Here is a 17,476-nt window from a genome sequence, read left to right on the forward strand (position 1 = left end):
GAGTTCCAATGCTGATTGAGGCCGAGGCCGTTTCCGTGGCGATCGGTGGGCGGCCGGTGCTCGACGGTGAGTCCGTACGTTGCGAGCCCGGGACGATGACCGCCCTCGTGGGCCCGAGCGGATCAGGGAAGACCACGCTGCTGCACTGCCTCGGGCTGCTGCTCCCGGTCGACCGGGGCCGCATCCTGATCGATGGGAGGAACGTCACCAGGTACGGCTCGGCGGCACGTCGCCGCTTCTGGCGTGACCACGCTGCATTCGTCCTGCAGGACTACGGGATCATGGACGAGGAGTCGGTTGCCTTCAACGTCACGATGCGGTCCAGCCCGCTGGGCAGGCGGGCCACCGGCGACGGGAAGCGGCTGGCGCAGGTTCTCGATCAGACCGGGCTGGCGGGCCGGCAGGATGAGGCGGCCAGTCACCTCAGTGGCGGTGAGAAGCAGCGGCTCGCGCTGGCCCGCGCCATCTACAAGCGAGCCGCGATCGTGTTCGTCGACGAGCCCACCGCGTCGCTCGACGCCGCCAACCGGCGGAAGATCATCGCGCTGTTTGCGGAGTTCGCCGCCGACGGCCGCACGGTCGTCGTGTCCACGCACGACTCCGAGATGATCGAGGCCTGCGCTGCACGCCACGAAATCGGGAGCGGACGAACTGTTGCGCTATCCGTCGATCAGTCCTGCTAGGGCGGAAGGACCTGCCATGTCACTGCTATCCAAGATCGCGATTGGCGCCGTCGCGGTGGTTGCCATCGGCGCGGCCGTGGCTCTCGGCGGCGTGTTCGCAACGTCGACCGACACCCACCCGCCTTGCCAGGAACTGCCGACCGCCGCCGAGGCCAGCGCGGCGTTGACCAGAAGCGAGTCCCTCGCCACCGACATCGCGGCGCTGGGCAAGGAAATCTCGGTCGAGGTGGGCTCGCCGTGCCCCAAGGGCCAGGACCGTGCGCTGATCCAGGTGACCTACGGATCGAAGTCGGAGCGTGAGGCGATCAGCAGCCTACTCGCGCGCCGCGACGGGTTCGGTGTTCCGGTGCACCTCGTCGAGAGATAGCCGGACGACACGCTGTCGGCCCGCAACGCCGACGAGGCCGGGAATCTGGCGGCGACGGTGGATTGGTCTGGGAAGAAACTGCTCCGCTCATCCTTCCCTCCGGCGGTCCGTCCCAGGTCAGAAGAGCGCCTTCAGATGAGTCGTGACCATCGACGGCTCGGCAGGCGTCCTCGGTGCTGTCCGGCACCCGACCGCGGGTGAGCCGGTCCCCGCCGACCGCCGGTCAGCGCCGCTCGGCGACCGCCGGTACCGTCCCGGAATAGCGACGACCGGAGGTGCACATGGCCCTGTCCACCCCCGCGCAACCGGAGCTGCCCGTCGACGCGGACAGCACCTCGCTGCGCGCGATCCTGCGTCACCAGGCCAGCACCGTGACCGTGGTGACGGCCCCGGGCACCCCGCCGGTCGGCTTCACCGCGACCTCGTTCACCTCGGTGTCGCTGGAGCCGCCGATCGTGTCGTTCTGCCTCAACCTCGCCTCGTCGAGCTGGCCCACGGTGTCCCGGTCCCGCCACGTCGCGGTGCACCTGCTCGCCCACGGCCAGCGGGAGCTGGCCCGGACGTTCGCCACGAGCGGCGTCGACCGGTTTGCCGGCCCGACGCAATGGCGTCCGGGGCCGCAGGGGGTGCCGATCCTCGACGGCGTCCTGGCGTGGCTGCTCTGCCGGGTGGTGGACCGGGTGACCGTCGGCGACCACGCGATCGTGCTCGCCGAGCCGGAGCTGCTGCGGCACGCCGACGTGGGCACGCCGCTGCTGTACCACCGGGGCGGCTACGCCGGCCTGGACCCGCCGGCGGACCGGGCCGGCGTGGCCTGACCCGCCGCCAACCCCGCCGCACGCACCTGGGGTGGCCGTCGTGAGCGCCCCGCCCGGCCGGGCGGGTGACGCCCGGGGTCACGACCGGTCGGGTCGGATCCCCAGCGCGGGCAGCACGGTCTCCGCCACCCGGTACGCCTCCTCGAGCAGCGGGTTGCCGGAGAGGATGAAGGTGTCCACGCCGAGGGACCGGAACTCCTCCAGCCGCTCGACGACCTGGTGGGTGCTGCCCACCACGGCGGTGCCCGGGCCGGGCCGGAACAGCCCCATCCCCGGCCACAGGTTGGGGTACGTCTCCAGCTCCCGGGCCCTCGCCGGCACCCGCCCGCCGTGCTGGCGGAACTGCCGCTGCCAGCCCACCCCGGCGTCCTCGCCGTGTGCGGTGAGCTGCCGGGCGTACGTCTCGCGGCTGGTGACGTCGAGCAGGTGGTCGGCGGCGGCCCATGCCTCGTCCTCGGTGTCCCGGACGATCAGGTGCAGCCGCAGCCCGAGCCGTAGGGTGCGCCCGTGGGCGGAGGCCCGCTCGCGCACCCGGTCCAGCTTCTCGGCGAGCTGGGCGGGCGGTTCGCCCCAGGTCAGGTACACGTCGACGTGCTCGGCGGCCATCTCGATGCCGGCCGGCGAGGAGCCGCCGAACCACAGCGGGATGCCGCCCTTCTGCACCGGCGGCAGGTCCCGCAGGTCCGCCCCGGCGCCCGGCAGGTCGTAGAACTCGCCCTTGTGGTCGAACACCTCCCCGGCGGTGAGTCGCCGGACCACCTGCCAGTACTCGGCGCTGAGCCGGTAGCGCTCGTCGTGTTCCAGGTGCAGGCCGTAGCGGCGCAGCGTGTCGGTGGAGCCGTTGACCACGTTGAACCGCAGGCGCGGGCCGAACAGGTGGTCGAAGGTGAGCGCGGACTTCGCCAGCAGGGTCGGGGAGATCAGCCCGGGGTGCACCGCCAGCAGCGGCTTGAACGCCGGGCTGGTCGCCGCCGCCAGGGCGCTGCCCAGCGGCCACACGTCGTACTGGTCGGTGGCCAGCAGCGCCCCGGTGTAGCCGAGCCGGTCCACGGCGGCGGCCAGGTGTTGCAGGTAGCCCAGGTCGACCGGCCGCCGACCGGCCGGCTCCCACGGGTAGCGTCCCTCCCGGGGGATGATGTACCACAGGACCTCGGTGCCCACGCCGCTCACCGCGCGCCCGCCGGGGCGAGTGCCGCGTCGACCAGCGGGGTGAGCGCCGGCAGCAGGGCGTCGGCCACGGTGATCGGCCGGTCGAGGTAGCCGGCCGCGACGAAGATGTCCGCCGCCTCCTGCTGCTCGGCGACGAAGGCGTCGGGGATGCTCTCCAGCCGCCAGGGCAGCCCGGCCAGCGCGGTGTGCCAGTCGGCCGCCTCGCCGCCCAGCTCGGTGGCGGCGTGGGCGGCGGCCTCGTCCAGGTGGGCGGCCACCCAGTCGTCGGCCCGCTGGAGCGCGCCGACGAGCGCCGCGACCACCTCCGGCCGCTGCTGCGCGAGGTCCCGCCGGGTGAAGAAGACCGACCGGTCCGAGATCACCGACCCGGTCTCCACCAGGACGCGTACGCCTCCGGCGCGGCGGGCCGCGGCCAGCTCGGCCTCCTGGGCGACCCAGCCGGCGATCTCCCCGGCCGCCAGGCGCTCCGCCGGCACGGTCGGGTCGTCGGCGGGCCGCCGCGCCACGATGTCGGCGTAGGACAGCCCGGCGTCGTGCAGCGCCTTGGCCAGCAGGTGGGTCTGCCACGACCCGACCCCGAACACCACGGTCCCGCCGGCGAGGTCGGCCACCGTCCGGACCGGACCGTCGGCGGCGACCAGCAGCGCGCCGTGCTCGGGGCGCGGGGCGGACACCGCGACGTACACGATGTCGTGGCCCTGTGCCTGCCCGGTCAACGGCGGGGTGGAGCCGGTGCCGCCGAGGTCGATGACGCCCTCGGCGAGCAGCCGGGCGGTGTTCGTGCCGTCGGCGTAGTAGTGCCAGGCCACCGTCTCGCCCAGCGGCGCGAGCGCCCGCTCGGCCAGGCCGAGCCGGGCCAGGTGGTACAGCGACGGGTTGCTGCGGTGCACTCCGATGGTGATGCTCATGTCAGTTCTCCTTCTCGAATGGTCGGGTCGGCCCCCGCGCCGGGGCGGCGGACACCCAGGTCGACGAGGAGCCGGTCGCGTAGGGCGCGGAAGGCCGGATCGGCGACGTCGCGGGGCCGGGGCACGGTGACCCGCTCGTCGCGGACCAGCACGCCGCCGCGCAGCACCGCGACCCGGTCGGCGAGCCGGATCGCCTCGTCGACGTCGTGGGTGACCAGCAGGACGGCCGGGCGGTGCGCGGCGCACAGCTCGCCGACCAGGTCCTGCATGCGCAGCCGGGTCAGCGCGTCGAGGGCGGCGAAGGGCTCGTCCAGCAGCAGCAGCTCCGGCTCGCGGACCAGTGCCCGGGCCAGCGCCACCCGCTGCGCCTCGCCGCCGGACAGGGTCGCCGGCCAGGCCCGGGCGTGGCCGGCGAGGCCGACCTCGGCCAGGGCCCGCAGGCCGACCGCGCGGGTGGTCTCGCCGCGCGGCATGGCGACCGTGACGTTGGCCAGCACCCGCTTGTTGGGCACCAGCCGGGGCTCCTGGAACACGATGGTGCGCCGCCGGGGCACCAGCACGGTGCCGCCGTCGGGGCGGTCCAGCGCGCCGAGGATGCGCAGCAGGGTGGTCTTGCCGGTGCCGCTCGCGCCGAGCAGCGCGAGGAACTCGCCCCTGGGCACGTCCAGGTCGAGGCCGTCGAGGACGGCCCGGTCGCCGAAGGCCCGCCGCAGCCCGCGGACGTGGATCGCCGGGGTCGGCCCGGCTCCGGTCCCCGTGACGGCCGGGGTGGCCACGCCGGCGCTCACCGGGTCCGCCCCGCCCGCCGCCACGGCATGAGCAGCCACTCCAGGGCGCGCACGGCGGCGTCGGCGGTGAGCCCCAGCAGGCCGTAGATGATGATGCAGAGCGCCAGGATGTCGGTGCGGGCGTAGTTCTGCGCCTGGGTCATCAGGTACCCGATGCCGGCGGTGGCATTGATCTCCTCGGCGGCGATCAGCGCGATGACGCTGAGGGTCATCGACAGCCGTAGGCCGACGAGCAGCGCGGGCAGGGCGCCGGGGAGGACGACCTCCCGGACCAGCCGCCAGCGGCCCATCCCGAACGATCGCATCGCCTCGACCGTCTTCGGGTCCACGGTGCGCACGCCGCTGGCCGCGTTGACGTACATCGGGAAGGTGGTGGCGACGGCGATCAGAATGATCTTGGCGCTCTCGGTGATGCCGAACCAGACCATGAACAGCGGCACCAGGGCGAGGAACGGCACCGTGCGCAGCACCTGCACGGTCGAGTCGATCAGCTCGTCGCCGAGCCGGGTCAGCCCGGTGGTCACGCCGAGCACCAGCCCGGCGGCCAGGCCGCAGGTCAGCCCCAACGCCGAGCGGGTCAGCGAGGTGGTGAGCGCGTCGGGGAGTTGGCCGTTGCCCCACAGCTCGCCGACCGCCCGCAGCACCTGGCCGGGGGAGGCGAGCAGCGACGGCTTGAGCAGGCCGGTCGCCGAGGCGGCGTACCAGGCGAGCAGCAGCGCGACCGGGCCGAGCGCCCGCAGGGCGGTGGCGGCCCACCGGGGCCGCTCGCGGCCGCGGCGCACCGGCGGCTCGACCAGCCCGGCGGCCCGGGCGGCCCCGGTGGCGTCGGGGTGGGGCCGGGCGGCGCCGGCCCGACCGGGCGCGGTGGGTGCCGTGGTCACGGTCACGCCCCACCCGCCGGCAGCTTCGCCACGTCCAGCACGTGCGCGGCGACGTCCACCTTCTTCGGGGTCACCCCGGCGTCGACGAAGAACCGGGCCACCGTGTCGAAGCGGGCCAGCAGGTCGGCGCCGATCGGCTCGACCGGCGAACTCCGCCGGGCGAAGTCGATGGTGATCTCCCGGGCCCGGCCGCTCACGGACTGCGGGCCGGCGTCGGTGAAGACGTTCACGAACGGCGCCGGGTCCGCCTGGGACGCGGCCCCCTTGTCCCGCAGGTACGCGTACAGCGCCCGGACCACCTCCGGGTGCTCGGTGGCGAACGCGCTGCGCACCGCCCACACGGTGGCGTTGTCCGAGCCGAGCGTGCGGCCGTCGACCAGCAGCCGGGCGCCACCGGCGAGCGCGGACACCACGTACGTGCTCCAGCTCGCCCAGGCGTCCACCTGGCCGGACTCGAACGCCGGAGCGGACTGGTCGGGGCGCAGGTACACCCGTTCCACCCGGTCGGCGGGCACGTTCGCGGTGGCCAGCGCCCGCAGCAACAGGTACTCGCCGGTGCCGCCCTTGTTGACGGCCACCTTCCGCCCGGCGAGGTCGGCCACGCCGCGGATCGGGGAGTCGCCCCTGACCAGGATGCCCTCGCCGACCGGGTCGGGCTGGGCTGCGGCGAACAGGGTGAAGCCGGGGCTTCCGGCGAGCGCGCCGACGGCCGAGGTGATCGAGCCGAGGGCGACGTCGAGCTGGCCGGCGTTGATCGCCTGCGCCGCCGGGGCGAACGGGCCGGAGCTGCCGGTCCACGCCACCCGGGCGCCGACCGCGCCCAGCGCCGCGTCGAGCGATCCGTCCTTCTTGCCCAGGGCGAGCACGCCCGCGTTGCCCGGGTCGGGGATGCGTACCTCGATCGTGCGTCCACCGGCGGCGTCGGCCGGCTCGCCGGACATGCCGCAGCCGGCGGCGCCCACCAGGGCGGCGACCAGGCCGGCGGCGGTGGCGACGGTCAGGAACCGCCGGCGGGTACGGCGAGGTGTCGGTGCTGTGCTCATCTTATTCTCCTGTGCGATCCGTCGGCGAGGGAGCGGCGCTCCCGGCCGGTGCGGGGTTCTGCCGGCGGTGGGCGGCCAGTTCGTGGGCGCGCCGCAGCGGTTCGGGGTCGGCCCAGCCGCGCACGTCCACGGGCGCGGCGAGGAAGTCGTGTGCGCGCAGGAAGTGCTCCTGCGCGGCGAGCAGGTCGAGCCGCTCCTCGGACAGGTCGAGCTGCAGGCCGAGGTGCTGGCCGACGCGGTACGCCCCGGCCACCCCCGCCGTGCCGGCGCCGGTCTCGGCGGACAGGATCCGGCCGACGTCGGCGGGGTGGGCGGCGGCCCAGCCGGCGGCCTCGACCAGCACGGCGAGGAACCGGTCGACCACGTCGGGCCGGTGCTCCAGCAGCCAGCCGGCCACGGTGACCGGCCGGGGCGTGCCGTTGTTGATCCGGCTCCGCAGGTCGGGTTCGTCGTCCAGCTCGATGCCGACCTCGACGCCGTGCCGGCGTGCCGACTCGACCGCGAGGGCGCCCTTGGCGTAGACGGCGTCGACGTCGCCACGGACGAGCGCGGCCAGCTCCGCCGCCCACTGCCCGGGGTGCTCCGGGCCCGCCGGCACGTCCACCGGGCGGGCGTCGGCCAGCCGCAGCCCGGCGACGCCGAGCGCCCCGGCGAACCCGCGCAGTGCCATCGCCGCCCAGAAGTCGATGGCGATCGGGTGCCGGGGCACCGCGAGCCGCCGGCCGCGCAGCTCGGCGGGGGAGCGGGGACCGTCGCCGGGCCGGATCAGGATCACCTGGCGCTCCTCGATCCAGGTCAGGCCGATCAGCCGGGTGTCCGCGCCGCGGGAGCGGGCCCACAGCGCCGGGACGTTGCCGCCCTCCCGGATCAGGGTGCGGTGCTCGTGGGTGAAGTGCCGTTCGTCGGGCCCTCTCCCGCGGTCGTCCTGGAAGGACCGCACCCGGATTCCGTCGGCGGCGAACTCGGCGCCGAGGGTGCCCCGGTCGGCGGCGATCCCGGTGGCGGTGGGCACCGGGCAGCGGGTGAACCACAGCTCGTCGAGGCGGACGGCGGCCGGGGCAGTGGACATGGCTGGTCTCCGGTTCTGGCAGGCAGGCGTGGATCACGCGCGGGACGGCCACCGGGTCGGCGGTCGGGGCGCGCGGCGGGAGCGCGCGGGCCGACGGCGTGCCGGGTCGGGGTGCGCGCGGGTTCGGGGCGACGGGGCGCAGCGGGAGGGTGGCTGTGGCGTCAGCGACAGCGACAGCTGCCGAACAGCCCGTGGTCGATGTACCGCCGGGTGGTCAGCGCGGGCCCGCGGAAGGCGGCGGGGAGGGCGGCCGTGGCCGACGACTCACGCGTCATTGGCGCCACACCTCCCTGATTTCCCGACTAACCCTACGGAACTTATAGGAATTGCTGCGGAGGAGCGTGACACGGGCGCGGCGGGAAAGGCAAGACGCTTCCACCATGCGGTAACTCACGTCGCGGCCGGCGGTTCGTGGGCGGGCCCGGATCCGGTGCGGCGCCCGACCCGACGCCGTTTCTTCCCGGCGGCCCGCACGGGGGGAAACTGGCCACCCCGGGGGCGCGACGTCACCACGGGGCCCGCAGCGCTGGTGCGGGCGCTGCGGGCCCTGCGGTTACGCCCCGGCCGGGTCACTCCGGCGGGGCCGGGTGGCGGCGCGAGGGCTTGTGGTCACCGGCGCGGACGGCGCGGCTCGGCCAGCCGCAGGGCGTTGCAGACGTCGACGACGTCGGGGACATCCCAGGCCAGCTCTCCGGCGGCCCGCCGGGCCTGCGGATCGGCGACGATCCCGGTGAGGATGACGACCCGGTTCTGCACGCTGACCGTGACCGACTGGTGGCGGACGGTCGGGGCGTCGCCGAGCAGCCGGGCGACGGCGGCGGCGAGCCGGATGTCCTCGTCCGCCGGCCCGGGCCTGTCGGGCTCTGCGGCCCAGGAGTGGTCGTCGGGCGACGGCCAGGGGATGACCACGGGGGATGGTCCCTTCTCGGTGTGCGGTGTCGGCGTGTCTAGGCGGAGTCGGAGCGGCCGGCGGTGGCCGCCACCAGGACGACGCCGACCCCGGCCAACCCGATCTGCACGAGCAGGTCCTGGAACCCGAAGCCGGCCCCGGCCACGCCGACGAGGCGGGCGAGGATGGTGCCGAGCAGGGCGGCGACCACGCCGACGACCAGGGTGAGCCAGAGCGGCGCGGTCTGCCGGCCGGGGACGACGAGCCGGCCGAGGGCCCCGACGGCGAGCCCGACGAGAAGGGCGCTGACGAGCCCGGCGACGGTCACGGTTGCTCCTGGGTGACGAGGGTGCGGAGGCTCACCGCGCCACGCCGGCCGACGTCCCGTCGGGCAGTCCCCGCACCGGTACGGCCGCCCGGCCGGCGGGCGTCGGCCCCGCCCGGTGGGGCCCCGGCGCGGGGGACCGGTCGGGCCGGTCGGCGTCCGGCGTCCGGCCGGCGACGATCGGCAGGACCTGGTCCAGGCGGGCGGACTGCAGGATGCGCCAGATCCGGGGGTTCGGGTCGCGTACGGTGAGCACCCCGTCGGCGCGGGTGAGCCGCCGGTGCACGTCGAGCAGCAGCCCGATCGCGGCGGCGTCGATGTGCCGGCAGTCGGACAGGTCGACCACGACCTGGGCGGGGCGCAGGGCCAGCAGTCGGTCGAAGACGGCGCCGGTCGTGGACAGGCAGGCCAGGTCGAACTCGGTCACGGCCACCTCGACCAGGGGAATCGTGCACTCCCGGCGTGCCAGCGGCGTCGTCACGGCCGTACCCCTTTCCTCGCGGACCTGGACGCCCACCACCGTGCCGGCCGGGCTTGGCGGGCACCACGCGGACGTGTGACAGTTGCGTGACAAATCCGCCATACGCGGGACACGGTTGGCCGTCGGCGGATGGCCTTGGGGATGATTCCGATATGACGTCCGTACTGGTGATCGAGGACGACGACCGCATCCGGCTGGCGCTGCTGCTCGCGCTGGAGGACGAGGGCTACGACGCCCACGGCGCTGCCACGGCCGAGGAGGGGCTGCGCGCACAGCGCCGGGACCCGGCCGACTACGTCCTGGTCGACCTGATGCTGCCGGGCCTGGACGGCTTCGAGTGCATCCGCCAGCTACGCCGCGACGACGACGTGCCGATCGTGGTGGTCAGCGCCCGCGACGACACCCACGACATCGTGGCCGCCCTGGAGGCCGGCGCCGACGACTACGTCGTCAAGCCCGTGGCGATCAAGGAGCTGACCGCCCGGCTGCGCGCCCTGCGCCGCCGCGCCCGTGCCGTCGTCCCGGCCGTGGCCGAGCAGGTGCCGGTGCTGGCCTTCGGTGACCTGGAGGTCAGCCCCGAGGCGGGGGAGGTGCGCCGGGCCGGGCACCGCGTGCCGGTGACCCGCACCGAGTTCCGGCTGCTGTGCGAGCTGGCCGAGCACGCCGGCCGGGTGCTGTCCCGCCAGCAACTGCTGCAACGGGTCTGGGGGTACGACACCGGCGACGAGCGGCTGGTCGACGTGCACGTCGGCCGGCTGCGGCAGAAGATCGAGCCGGACCCGGCCAACCCCGAGCATCTGGTGACCCTGCGCGGGCTCGGCTACAAGCTGCAACGATGACGGGCCCCCGCCCGCCCGCGCGGCGTCGCCTCGGCCTGCGCGCCCGGGTCACCGCGGCGTTCGCCGCCGGGGCGTTGCTGCTGGCCGCCTCGATGGCCCTGGTCTCGTACGAGCTGACCCGCCGGTCCCTGATGGACGAGCGGGAGCGCACCGCGGTGCGGGCCGCGTACTTCGACGCCGCCGTGGTGCGCAACGGCCTGGACACCGACGACCCGGACGTGGTGGAGGTGCTGCGCTCGCTGGACACCGGCGGCAGCCGGCGGGCGCTGCTGAACCTCGACGGCGACTGGCACGGCCGCACCGCCGACGTCGGGCTCACCGCCGCCGTCCCGGAGGAGCTGCAACGGCTCGTCGGCGCGGGGCAACCGGCCGTGCAGCGGGTCCGCGTCGACGGGCAGGCCGCCCTGCTGGTGGGGGTGCCGCTGTCCGGCTCGGCGACCTACTACGAGGTCAACTCGCTGGGGGAGCTGGAGCGGACGTTCCAGGCGCTGGCCCTGACGCTGACCGCCGTGGCCATCATGGTGGCCGGCTCCGGCGCGGCGCTGGGCTGGTACGCCACCCGGCACGGCCTGCGTCCGCTGACCGCGGTCGCCAACGCCGCGGAGAAGATCGCCGCCGGTGAGCTGACCGCCCGCCTCGACCCGGCCACCGACCCCGACCTCACCCGGCTGTCCACCTCGTTCAACCACATGGTCGACCAGTTGGCCCGCCGGATCGAACGGGACCGCCGGTTCGCCGCCGACGTCAGCCACGAGCTGCGCTCGCCGTTGCAGACCCTCGCCGCGGCGGCCAGCGTCCTGCAACGGCGGCGGGAGCACCACGACGAGCGCACCGCCACCGCCGCCGGTCTCGTCGCCGACGAGATCGACCGCTTTCAGCGGCTGGTCAACGATCTCATCGACCTGGCGCGCAGCGACCAGCCCGCCCACCGCGCCCCGGTCGACGTGGCGGAGCTGGCGCGGCGGGCCTGCATCGAGCGGGACCTCCCGGCCTCGCTGGTGCTACTGACGTCCGGCACGCCGCGGACGTGGCGGGTGGAGCAGCGGCGCGTCGCGCAGGTGCTGGTGAACCTGCTCGACAACGCGGCCCGCTACGGGGCCGGCCCGGTCGCGGTGCGCCTGTCGCGCGACGGCGACGCCGGTGTGATCGAGGTCGACGACGACGGCCCCGGGGTGCCGGTGGAGGACCAGGAGGCCATCTTCGACCGCTTCGTGCGTGGCCGGGCCGCCCACGCCCGGGGCACCGGCGACGGCACCGGCCTCGGCCTGGCCCTGGTAGCCCAGCACGCCACCGCGCACGGCGGGCGGGCCGGCGTGCTCGACCGCCCCGGCGGGGGCGCCCGGTTCCACGTCACCCTGCCCGGGAGCCTGCCGTGACGGGCCGCGCCGCAGCGCCCGCCGCAGCGCCCGCCGTGGGCGGCGGCCAGGCCGGGGGAACCGGCCGCACCGGCGCTCGCGTCGGCCTGCCGAGCCGCGCCCGGCGCGTCGTCGCCCCGGCCGTCCTGGCCGGCCTGCTCGTCCTGGCGTCCGCCTGCGGGGTGCCCGCCGAGGATCGGCCCAGGGTGGTCGGGGTCCCGCCCGGGCCGTTCCCGTCCCCGGCGACGGCCGGCAGCACCGCCCCGACCGGCCGGGTCACCGAGACGCTGTGCTTCGTCCGGGACGACCGGCTGGTGCCGGTGCCGCGCCGTGTCGACCGCGCGCCCGACGTCGACGCCCAGCTGCGCGACCTGCTCGCCGGCCCCACCGTCGTCGAGCGGGACGCCGGGCTGACCAGCGCGCTGCCTGGGGCGATGAGCGCCGTCGTCGCGGACGTCGCGGGCGGCCAGGCGCGGGTGGCGGTCGGCCAGACCGGCGACGAGACCGGCCGCAGCGACGAGGTCCTGGCGTTCGGGCAGATCGTCTGCACCCTCGACGCCCGGGACGACGTCACCACCGTGTCGTTCCTGCGCGACGGCCGCCCCCTCGGGGTGCCCCGGGCGGACGGCTCGCTCTCCGCCCAGCCGCTGACGGCCGCCGACTACACCGCCCTCACCGCCGTCCGCTGACCGCCGTCCGCCGTCCGCTGACCACGCTGCGGTCGGGGCGGTCATGCTCACCCGTGAGGCCCGGCCCGCCGCCGCGCGCGTCCCGTGCCCCGCCGCCGGGTCAGCGGTGCGGTGCGGTGCTGTCGCGTACGGTCAGCCGGGGCTCCAGCAGGGTGGCGTCCGGCACCGGCTCGCCGTGCACCTTGCGCATGAGCAGCGACACGGCCTGCTGGCCGACCTCCTCGGCGGGCACGGGCACCGAGGTGAGCCGTGGGCTGGCCTGCTCGGCGAACTGGTCGGGACAGATCCCGACGACCGACACGTCCTCGGGCACCCGCCGGCCCAGGGTGGGCAGCGTGGCCAGCACGGGGCCGACGGCCGCCTCGTTCTGCACGACCAGCCCGGACAGGTCGGGCCACCGCTCCAGCAGCTCGACCAGTTCCCGGCGGACGGCCGCCGTGCCCTCCTCGCAGGGGCGGACCACGGCGTCCACGCCCAGCCGCGCGGCGGCGTCGACGACGCCGGCCCTGGTCCGGTGCGCGAATCCGGTGCCCCGGTCGTAGACGGCGGCGGGGGCGCCGAGCAGGGCGATCCGCCGGTGGCCCAGCCCAGCCAGGTGCTCGACGCAGACCTGACCGGCCCGGTGGAAGTCCAGGTCGACGCAGGTCAGCCCCGTGGCGTCGGCGGGGAAGCCGATCAGCACGCTCGGCCGCCCCAGTTCCCGCAGCAGCGGCACCCGGGAGTCGTGCATCTCCACGTCCATCAGCAGGACCCCGTCGACCATCGCGCTGGCCGCGATGCGGCTCAGCCCGGCGGGGCCCTCGTCGGAGGTGACCAGCAGGACGTCGTGGTCGACGGTGCGGGCGGTGGTCACCACCGCCATGGCGAACTGCATCACCACCGGCACCTGCATCCCGGAGCGCAGCGGCAGCACCAGCGCGACGACGTTGGCCCGTCGGCTGGCCAGGGCGCGCGCCCCGGCGTTCGGGTGGTAGCCGAGCACCCGGATGCTGGCCCGCACCCGGGTGCGGGTCACCTCGGAGATGGCCCGCTTGCCGCTGAGCACGTACGACACCGTGCTGACCGCGACACCGGCGTGCCGGGCGACGTCGGCGATGGTGACCAGGTCAGGGGACTTCACCGGGCGCACCGCCGTCGCCGGGCGAGGCCCGGCCCGCTCACCGGACCCGGCCGGCACCGGAGGCCTCCCTGGCCGCCCCCGCGCCGTCGGCCGCCCGCACCGGCCCGCCGGCCGTGCCCCGAACGGAGATGGTGCCGACCAGTCGGATGTCGCCCACGGACCGCCCGACCAGCACACTGTGCGGGGCGTCCTCCACCACGTGCCCGCCGAGCGAGTCGTCCCACCAGCCCAGCTCGGTGGCGCGCAGGCGCAGCCGGACCACCCGCCGCTCGCCCGGGGCGAGGGTGATCCGGGCGTGGTCCCGAAGCTGGCGCAGGGGCTGCTTGACCCGGGACCGGCGCTGCCGGGTGTAGAGCTGGACGATCTCCTCGCCGACGCGGGTGCCGCTGTTGGTGACCTCGACGCTCACTTCGACCTCCCCGTCGGCGGTCACCGACGTCGCGCTGAACCGGAGGTCAGCGTAGTCGAACCGGGTGTAGCTCAGCCCGTGGCCGAAGGGGTACAGCGGCTCGCCCCGGTGGTAGAGGTAGGTGGCGTCGGAGCCGATGATGTCGTAGTCGAGCAGGTTGGGCAGGTCCGCGGCGTCGGCGTACCAGGTCTGGGTGAGCCGGCCGCCCGGCTCGGCGTCGCCGAGCAGCACCGAGGCCAGCCCCGCCCCGTGTTCCTGGCCGCCGTGCGCGGACCACAGCACCGCCGGCAGGTGGGCGTCGGCCCAGCCGATCGCGTACGGGTAGCTGCTGGTCAGGGCGAGCACGGTCCGGGGGTTGGCGGCGTGCACGGCGCGCAGCAGGGCCTCCTGCCCGGCCGGCAGCGCCAGGTCGACCCGGTCCTCGGTCTCCCGCCCGTTGACCATCGGGTGGTTACCGAGGGCCACGACCGCCACGTCGGCGGCGGCGGCCAGCTCGGCGGCCCGGGCTGCGCCGTCGACGAGCAGCTCCACGGCGAACGGGGTGGCCGCGTCCGGGTCGGCGGCGTCGACGCGCAGCCGCCCGTCCGGCCCGACGGCAACGTACCGGTCGGTGGCGAGGTGACGCAGCAGCACCGTGCCGTCGGGGCCCGGCGCGAACCGGAAGGTCTCCCGGACCACCCAGCCGCCCGGCCCGGGGCGGTCGTTGACGAGGTCGCCGTCGTCGTCGGCCCCGACGTGCCGGCCGTTGGCTACGGCGCGCAGCGCCACCGCCTCCGCGCCCCAGTCGAAGACGTCGAACCAGGTGTCCTCGGTCGCGCTCGGCGCGTCGGCGGCGAGCGGGCCGCCGTCGTCGTCGGCCGTCGCGCGCACGTACCGGCCGCCGGCGCGCAGCGCGATCCGGTCCGCCCCGCTGTGGGTGGTCACCTCGCCCACCGGCCCGGTCAGGGCCGCGCGCAGCGTGACGGCGTACGGCAGGGTGCCGCTGTACCAGTCCGTGTGCACCGCGTCGGCCAGCGGACCGAGCACGGCGAGGCGCAGACCGGGCGTCGGGGCCAGGGGGAGCAGCCCGTCGTTGCGCAGCAGCACCACCGACTGCCGGGCGGCCTCGCGGGCGAGTTCCCGGTGCGCCGGGCAGTCCACCACGTCCGGGGACACCCCCGCCCACGGGTCGGACTCCGGCGGGTCCAGGTCGCCGAGGCGGGACCGGACGGACAGGACGCGCCGCGCCGCCCGGTCCACGTCGGCGGCGGTGATCAGGCCACGCGCCAGCGCCTCGGTGAGCCGCTCGACCGTGGGCCGGGTGTCGGTGTCGTCCTCGGTGAAGCTGTCGATGCCGGCGCGCAGGGCGGCGGCGAACCCGCTGACGTGGTCCGGCAGGTGGGCCTGCGCGCCGGCGATGTTGGTGGCGGCCCCGGCGTCGCCGACCACCATGATCTCGTCGGGGGCCATCCGGCGCAGCTCGGCCGCGATCAGCGGGCTCAGGTGCGCGGGCACGCCGTTGACCAGGTTGTACGAGGCCATCACGGCGACCGCCGCGCCGGCGGCCAGCGGCGCCCGGAACGCCGGTAGCTCGTACTCGTGCAACACCCGCGGCGGCAGGTCGCTGGAGGTGGTGGCCCGGTCGGTCTCGTTGTTGTAGCCCAGGAAGTGCTTGAGCGTCGGCGCGGTGCGCAGCCGGTCCGGGTGCCCGCCGCGCAGGCCGGTGGCGTACGCGGTGGCGAGCCGCCCGGTCAGTCCCGGGTCCTCCGACCAGCCCTCCTCGTTGCGTCCCCAGCGGGGGTCGCGCAGCGGGTTGACCACGGGCGCCCAGACGTTGAGGCCGACCCGGCCGGGGTCGGCGTGGTGCTTGGCGCGCACCTCGTCGCCGACGGCGGCGCCGACGGCCCGCACCAGTTCGGCGTTCCAGCTGCTGGCCAGCCCGATCACCTGGGGGAAGACCGTGGCCGTCCCGAGCCACGCCACCCCGTGCAGCGCTTCGGTGCCGGTGCGCAACGGCCGCAGGCCGAGCCGCTCGACCGGCGCCTGCCACTGGTGCAGCAGCCCGATCTTCTCGGGCAGGGTGAGCCGGGCCAGCAGGCCGTCGACGCGTGCGTCGGGGGACGGGCCGGAGGTCCGGCCGATGCTGTCGGTCATGGCGGATCGGATACCTTCCATGGGTAGGCGGTCGCCCGGTCGGCAGGTCGAAGCGCTTCGACGGCCGTCGTGACGAGCGACATCACGGTGGTGGTGTGCGGCTGTCGACCCGGACGCGGCGAAGCGCTTCGACAACCTGCGGAAAACAAGCCGCCCCGGCTACCCGGACGGGACTGGCTGCTCCGAGGTTGGCACCATCGGGGCGACGCGGTCAAGGGCCGGCGGCCGTGGATCGCGGTCGCCGGCGAGTCTCGCCCTGCTCAGCGGGTGGGCAGCCGGCCACTCTCGACGGTGGCCAGCGCGGCGGTCGCGCCCCCGAGCGCGGTCGCCGCCCCGCCCAGGGTCGACGCCTCCAGCCGGCACCCGCCCGCCTGAGGCGCGAGGGTCCGGGTAACGAGTTCGGCCCGGGCCGCGGGCAGCAGCCACGGCCCCAGCGCCGCGTAGTGGCCCCCGACCAGCACCGCCTCGGGATTGACCAGGTTGGCGAGCAGGGCCACCCCGTGCCCGAGGTGGCGGCCGATCTCGGCCAGCCCGGCCCGCACGGTCGGGTCGTCCTGCCCGGCGAGGGCCCGGATCCGGTCGAGTTCCGGCAGGAAGTCGGTGACCGGCCTGTCCTCGGCGGTGTCGGGCAGCAGCCGGCGCACCACTGCGGGCAGCCCGGTCAGCGCCTCCAGGCAGCCGGCCTGCCCGCAGGCGCAGGCGGGGCCGGCCGGGTCGAGGGTCAGGTGCCCGATCTCGCCGGCGAAGCCCCGCCCGCCGCGCAGCAGCCGACCGTCGGCGATCACCCCGGCGCCGATCCCGGCGCCGCCGGTGAGGTGGACCAGGTTGGCCGCCCCGGCGTGGGCGCCGTGCCGCTGCTCGGCCAGGGCGGCGAGGTTCGCCTCGTTGTCCGCCGTGACGGTGAACTCCGGGTTGCGCAGCGCGGCGCGCAGCGCGGCGGCGAGCGGGACGTCGCGCCAGCCGAGCGCGGGCGACAGCGGCACGCAGCCGGCCGGGTCGACCAGGCCGGGCACGCCGACGGTGAGGCCGAGCACGGTCCGCCCCTGGCCGGTGACCCGGGCGACGGCCCGGCGGGCCAGCGCGGCGAGGGCGCGGACCGTCTCGTCCGGCGGGGACGAGGGGGCGGGGAAGGCGCGACGCCAGGTGAGCAGCCGGTTGCCACCGAGGTCGACCGCGACCGCCACCAGCTCGTCGACGCCGATCTCCAGACCCAGGGCGGCGTACGGCTCGCCGTCGAGCACGAGCATGGTGGCCGGCCGACCGACCCGGTGCTCGGTCAGCCCGGTCTCGCGCAGCAGCCGGCGGTCGATCAGCTCGGCGACGAGGCTGGAGACGGTGGCCTTGTTGAGCCCGGTGTGCGCCGCGATGTCGGCCCGGGAGCAGGGGGCGTGCACCCGGACGTGTCGCAGCACCACGGCCCGGTTGGCGACCCGCACGTCGCCGAGGTCGGTCGGCTGCGGGTCGTTCTGCCTGCTGATCAAGATCTGCCCGCTCCCTGCGCTGCCGGTG

18 protein-coding genes are annotated in these 17,476 nt (G+C 75.7%); 6 read left to right on the plus strand and 12 right to left on the minus strand.

Annotated elements, in window-relative coordinates; translation table 11 throughout:
- Positions 1–8: 8 nt before the first annotated feature.
- From OG559_RS26835 to OG559_RS26845, 3 genes are all read left to right on the plus strand, one after another.
- On the plus strand, positions 9–683 hold the full coding sequence (locus tag OG559_RS26835) for an ABC transporter ATP-binding protein (protein ID WP_405108599.1): 675 nt from the start codon (positions 9–11) through the stop codon (positions 681–683).
- Positions 684–699: 16 nt separating this feature from the next.
- Positions 700–1,050: a hypothetical protein gene (locus OG559_RS26840; protein ID WP_405108602.1), complete on the plus strand. Its 351-nt coding sequence runs from the start codon at positions 700–702 to the stop codon at positions 1,048–1,050.
- A gap of 281 nt (positions 1,051–1,331) precedes the next feature.
- Positions 1,332–1,868 carry a flavin reductase family protein gene (locus OG559_RS26845; RefSeq protein WP_405108605.1) on the plus strand — a complete coding sequence of 179 codons (537 nt, stop codon included), beginning with the start codon at positions 1,332–1,334 and terminating at the stop codon, positions 1,866–1,868.
- Between the two features lie 78 nt (positions 1,869–1,946).
- Here the strand turns inward: OG559_RS26845 and OG559_RS26850 are convergent, their stop codons facing one another.
- The 9 genes from OG559_RS26850 to OG559_RS26890 form a co-directional block, all read right to left on the minus strand.
- On the minus strand, positions 1,947–3,029 hold the full coding sequence (locus tag OG559_RS26850) for an LLM class flavin-dependent oxidoreductase (protein ID WP_405108608.1): 1,083 nt from the start codon (positions 3,027–3,029) through the stop codon (positions 1,947–1,949).
- A gap of 5 nt (positions 3,030–3,034) precedes the next feature.
- Positions 3,035–3,946 (minus strand): ABC transporter substrate-binding protein, encoded by a 912-nt coding sequence (locus OG559_RS26855; RefSeq protein WP_405108610.1) that lies wholly within the window; start codon positions 3,944–3,946, stop codon positions 3,035–3,037.
- Positions 3,943–4,734 carry an ABC transporter ATP-binding protein gene (locus OG559_RS26860; protein WP_405108613.1) on the minus strand — a complete coding sequence of 264 codons (792 nt, stop codon included), beginning with the start codon at positions 4,732–4,734 and terminating at the stop codon, positions 3,943–3,945. Before OG559_RS26860 ends, OG559_RS26855 begins: the two co-directional genes overlap by 4 nt.
- Positions 4,731–5,615 carry an ABC transporter permease gene (locus OG559_RS26865; RefSeq protein ID WP_405108616.1) on the minus strand — a complete coding sequence of 295 codons (885 nt, stop codon included), beginning with the start codon at positions 5,613–5,615 and terminating at the stop codon, positions 4,731–4,733. Before OG559_RS26865 ends, OG559_RS26860 begins: the two co-directional genes overlap by 4 nt.
- A 2-nt stretch (positions 5,616–5,617) precedes the next feature.
- The gene (locus OG559_RS26870) at positions 5,618–6,658 is read right to left on the minus strand and encodes an ABC transporter substrate-binding protein (protein WP_405108619.1); all 1,041 of its coding nucleotides are present in this window, start codon (positions 6,656–6,658) and stop codon (positions 5,618–5,620) included.
- A 1-nt stretch (position 6,659) separates the two neighbouring features.
- Positions 6,660–7,727: a hypothetical protein gene (locus OG559_RS26875; RefSeq protein ID WP_405108621.1), complete on the minus strand. Its 1,068-nt coding sequence runs from the start codon at positions 7,725–7,727 to the stop codon at positions 6,660–6,662.
- 609 nt (positions 7,728–8,336) lie between these two features.
- Entirely contained in the window at positions 8,337–8,636 is a 300-nt protein-coding gene (locus OG559_RS26880; protein ID WP_405108624.1) for a BON domain-containing protein, read from the minus strand.
- Positions 8,637–8,674: 38 nt separating this feature from the next.
- Complete coding sequence (locus OG559_RS26885) at positions 8,675–8,944, minus strand: GlsB/YeaQ/YmgE family stress response membrane protein (protein WP_405108627.1); 270 nt, start codon at positions 8,942–8,944, stop codon at positions 8,675–8,677.
- A 31-nt stretch (positions 8,945–8,975) separates the two neighbouring features.
- Complete coding sequence (locus OG559_RS26890; RefSeq protein WP_396672601.1) at positions 8,976–9,422, minus strand: STAS domain-containing protein; 447 nt, start codon at positions 9,420–9,422, stop codon at positions 8,976–8,978.
- Between the two features lie 152 nt (positions 9,423–9,574).
- Between OG559_RS26890 and OG559_RS26895 the strand changes: the two genes are divergently transcribed.
- The 3 genes from OG559_RS26895 (at position 9,575) to OG559_RS26905 (ending at position 12,305) form a co-directional block, all read left to right on the plus strand.
- Positions 9,575–10,261, plus strand: coding sequence for a response regulator transcription factor (locus tag OG559_RS26895; RefSeq protein WP_396672600.1), 687 nt, complete (start codon positions 9,575–9,577; stop codon positions 10,259–10,261).
- Complete coding sequence (locus OG559_RS26900) at positions 10,258–11,637, plus strand: sensor histidine kinase (protein ID WP_405108631.1); 1,380 nt, start codon at positions 10,258–10,260, stop codon at positions 11,635–11,637. Before OG559_RS26895 ends, OG559_RS26900 begins: the two co-directional genes overlap by 4 nt.
- Before the next feature lie 86 nt (positions 11,638–11,723).
- A complete protein-coding gene (locus tag OG559_RS26905; RefSeq protein WP_405116995.1) occupies positions 11,724–12,305 on the plus strand; it encodes a GerMN domain-containing protein in 582 nt (193 codons plus the stop codon).
- Positions 12,306–12,405: 100 nt separating this feature from the next.
- Here the strand turns inward: OG559_RS26905 and OG559_RS26910 are convergent, their stop codons facing one another.
- From OG559_RS26910 to OG559_RS26920, 3 genes are all read right to left on the minus strand, one after another.
- The gene (locus OG559_RS26910) at positions 12,406–13,425 is read right to left on the minus strand and encodes a LacI family DNA-binding transcriptional regulator (protein WP_405108633.1); all 1,020 of its coding nucleotides are present in this window, start codon (positions 13,423–13,425) and stop codon (positions 12,406–12,408) included.
- Positions 13,426–13,462: 37 nt separating this feature from the next.
- Positions 13,463–15,967, minus strand: a complete 2,505-nt coding sequence (locus tag OG559_RS26915; protein WP_405108636.1) for a glycoside hydrolase family 3 C-terminal domain-containing protein — start codon at positions 15,965–15,967, stop codon at positions 13,463–13,465.
- A 260-nt stretch (positions 15,968–16,227) separates the two neighbouring features.
- Positions 16,228–17,448: an ROK family protein gene (locus OG559_RS26920; protein ID WP_405108639.1), complete on the minus strand. Its 1,221-nt coding sequence runs from the start codon at positions 17,446–17,448 to the stop codon at positions 16,228–16,230.
- Between the last annotated feature and the right edge of the window lie 28 nt (positions 17,449–17,476).

The sequence above is a fragment of the Micromonospora sp. NBC_01405 genome, from assembly GCF_045040155.1.
In the GTDB taxonomy this organism is placed as follows: Bacteria; Actinomycetota; Actinomycetes; order Mycobacteriales; family Micromonosporaceae; genus Micromonospora.

Bases quoted from the DNA above. Each gene is read 5' to 3' on its own strand.
- OG559_RS26835 (WP_405108599.1), top strand. From the start codon at position 9: ATGCTGATTGAGGCCGAGGCCGTTTCCGTGGCGATCGGTGGGCGGCCG.
- OG559_RS26840 (WP_405108602.1), top strand. From the start codon at position 700: ATGTCACTGCTATCCAAGATCGCGATTGGCGCCGTCGCGGTGGTTGCC.
- OG559_RS26845 (WP_405108605.1), top strand. From the start codon at position 1,332: ATGGCCCTGTCCACCCCCGCGCAACCGGAGCTGCCCGTCGACGCGGAC.
- OG559_RS26855 (WP_405108610.1), bottom strand. From the start codon at position 3,946: ATGAGCATCACCATCGGAGTGCACCGCAGCAACCCGTCGCTGTACCAC.
- OG559_RS26870 (WP_405108619.1), bottom strand. From the start codon at position 6,658: ATGAGCACAGCACCGACACCTCGCCGTACCCGCCGGCGGTTCCTGACC.
- OG559_RS26875 (WP_405108621.1), bottom strand. From the start codon at position 7,727: ATGTCCACTGCCCCGGCCGCCGTCCGCCTCGACGAGCTGTGGTTCACC.
- OG559_RS26895 (WP_396672600.1), top strand. From the start codon at position 9,575: ATGACGTCCGTACTGGTGATCGAGGACGACGACCGCATCCGGCTGGCG.
- OG559_RS26900 (WP_405108631.1), top strand. From the start codon at position 10,258: ATGACGGGCCCCCGCCCGCCCGCGCGGCGTCGCCTCGGCCTGCGCGCC.
- OG559_RS26915 (WP_405108636.1), bottom strand. From the start codon at position 15,967: ATGACCGACAGCATCGGCCGGACCTCCGGCCCGTCCCCCGACGCACGC.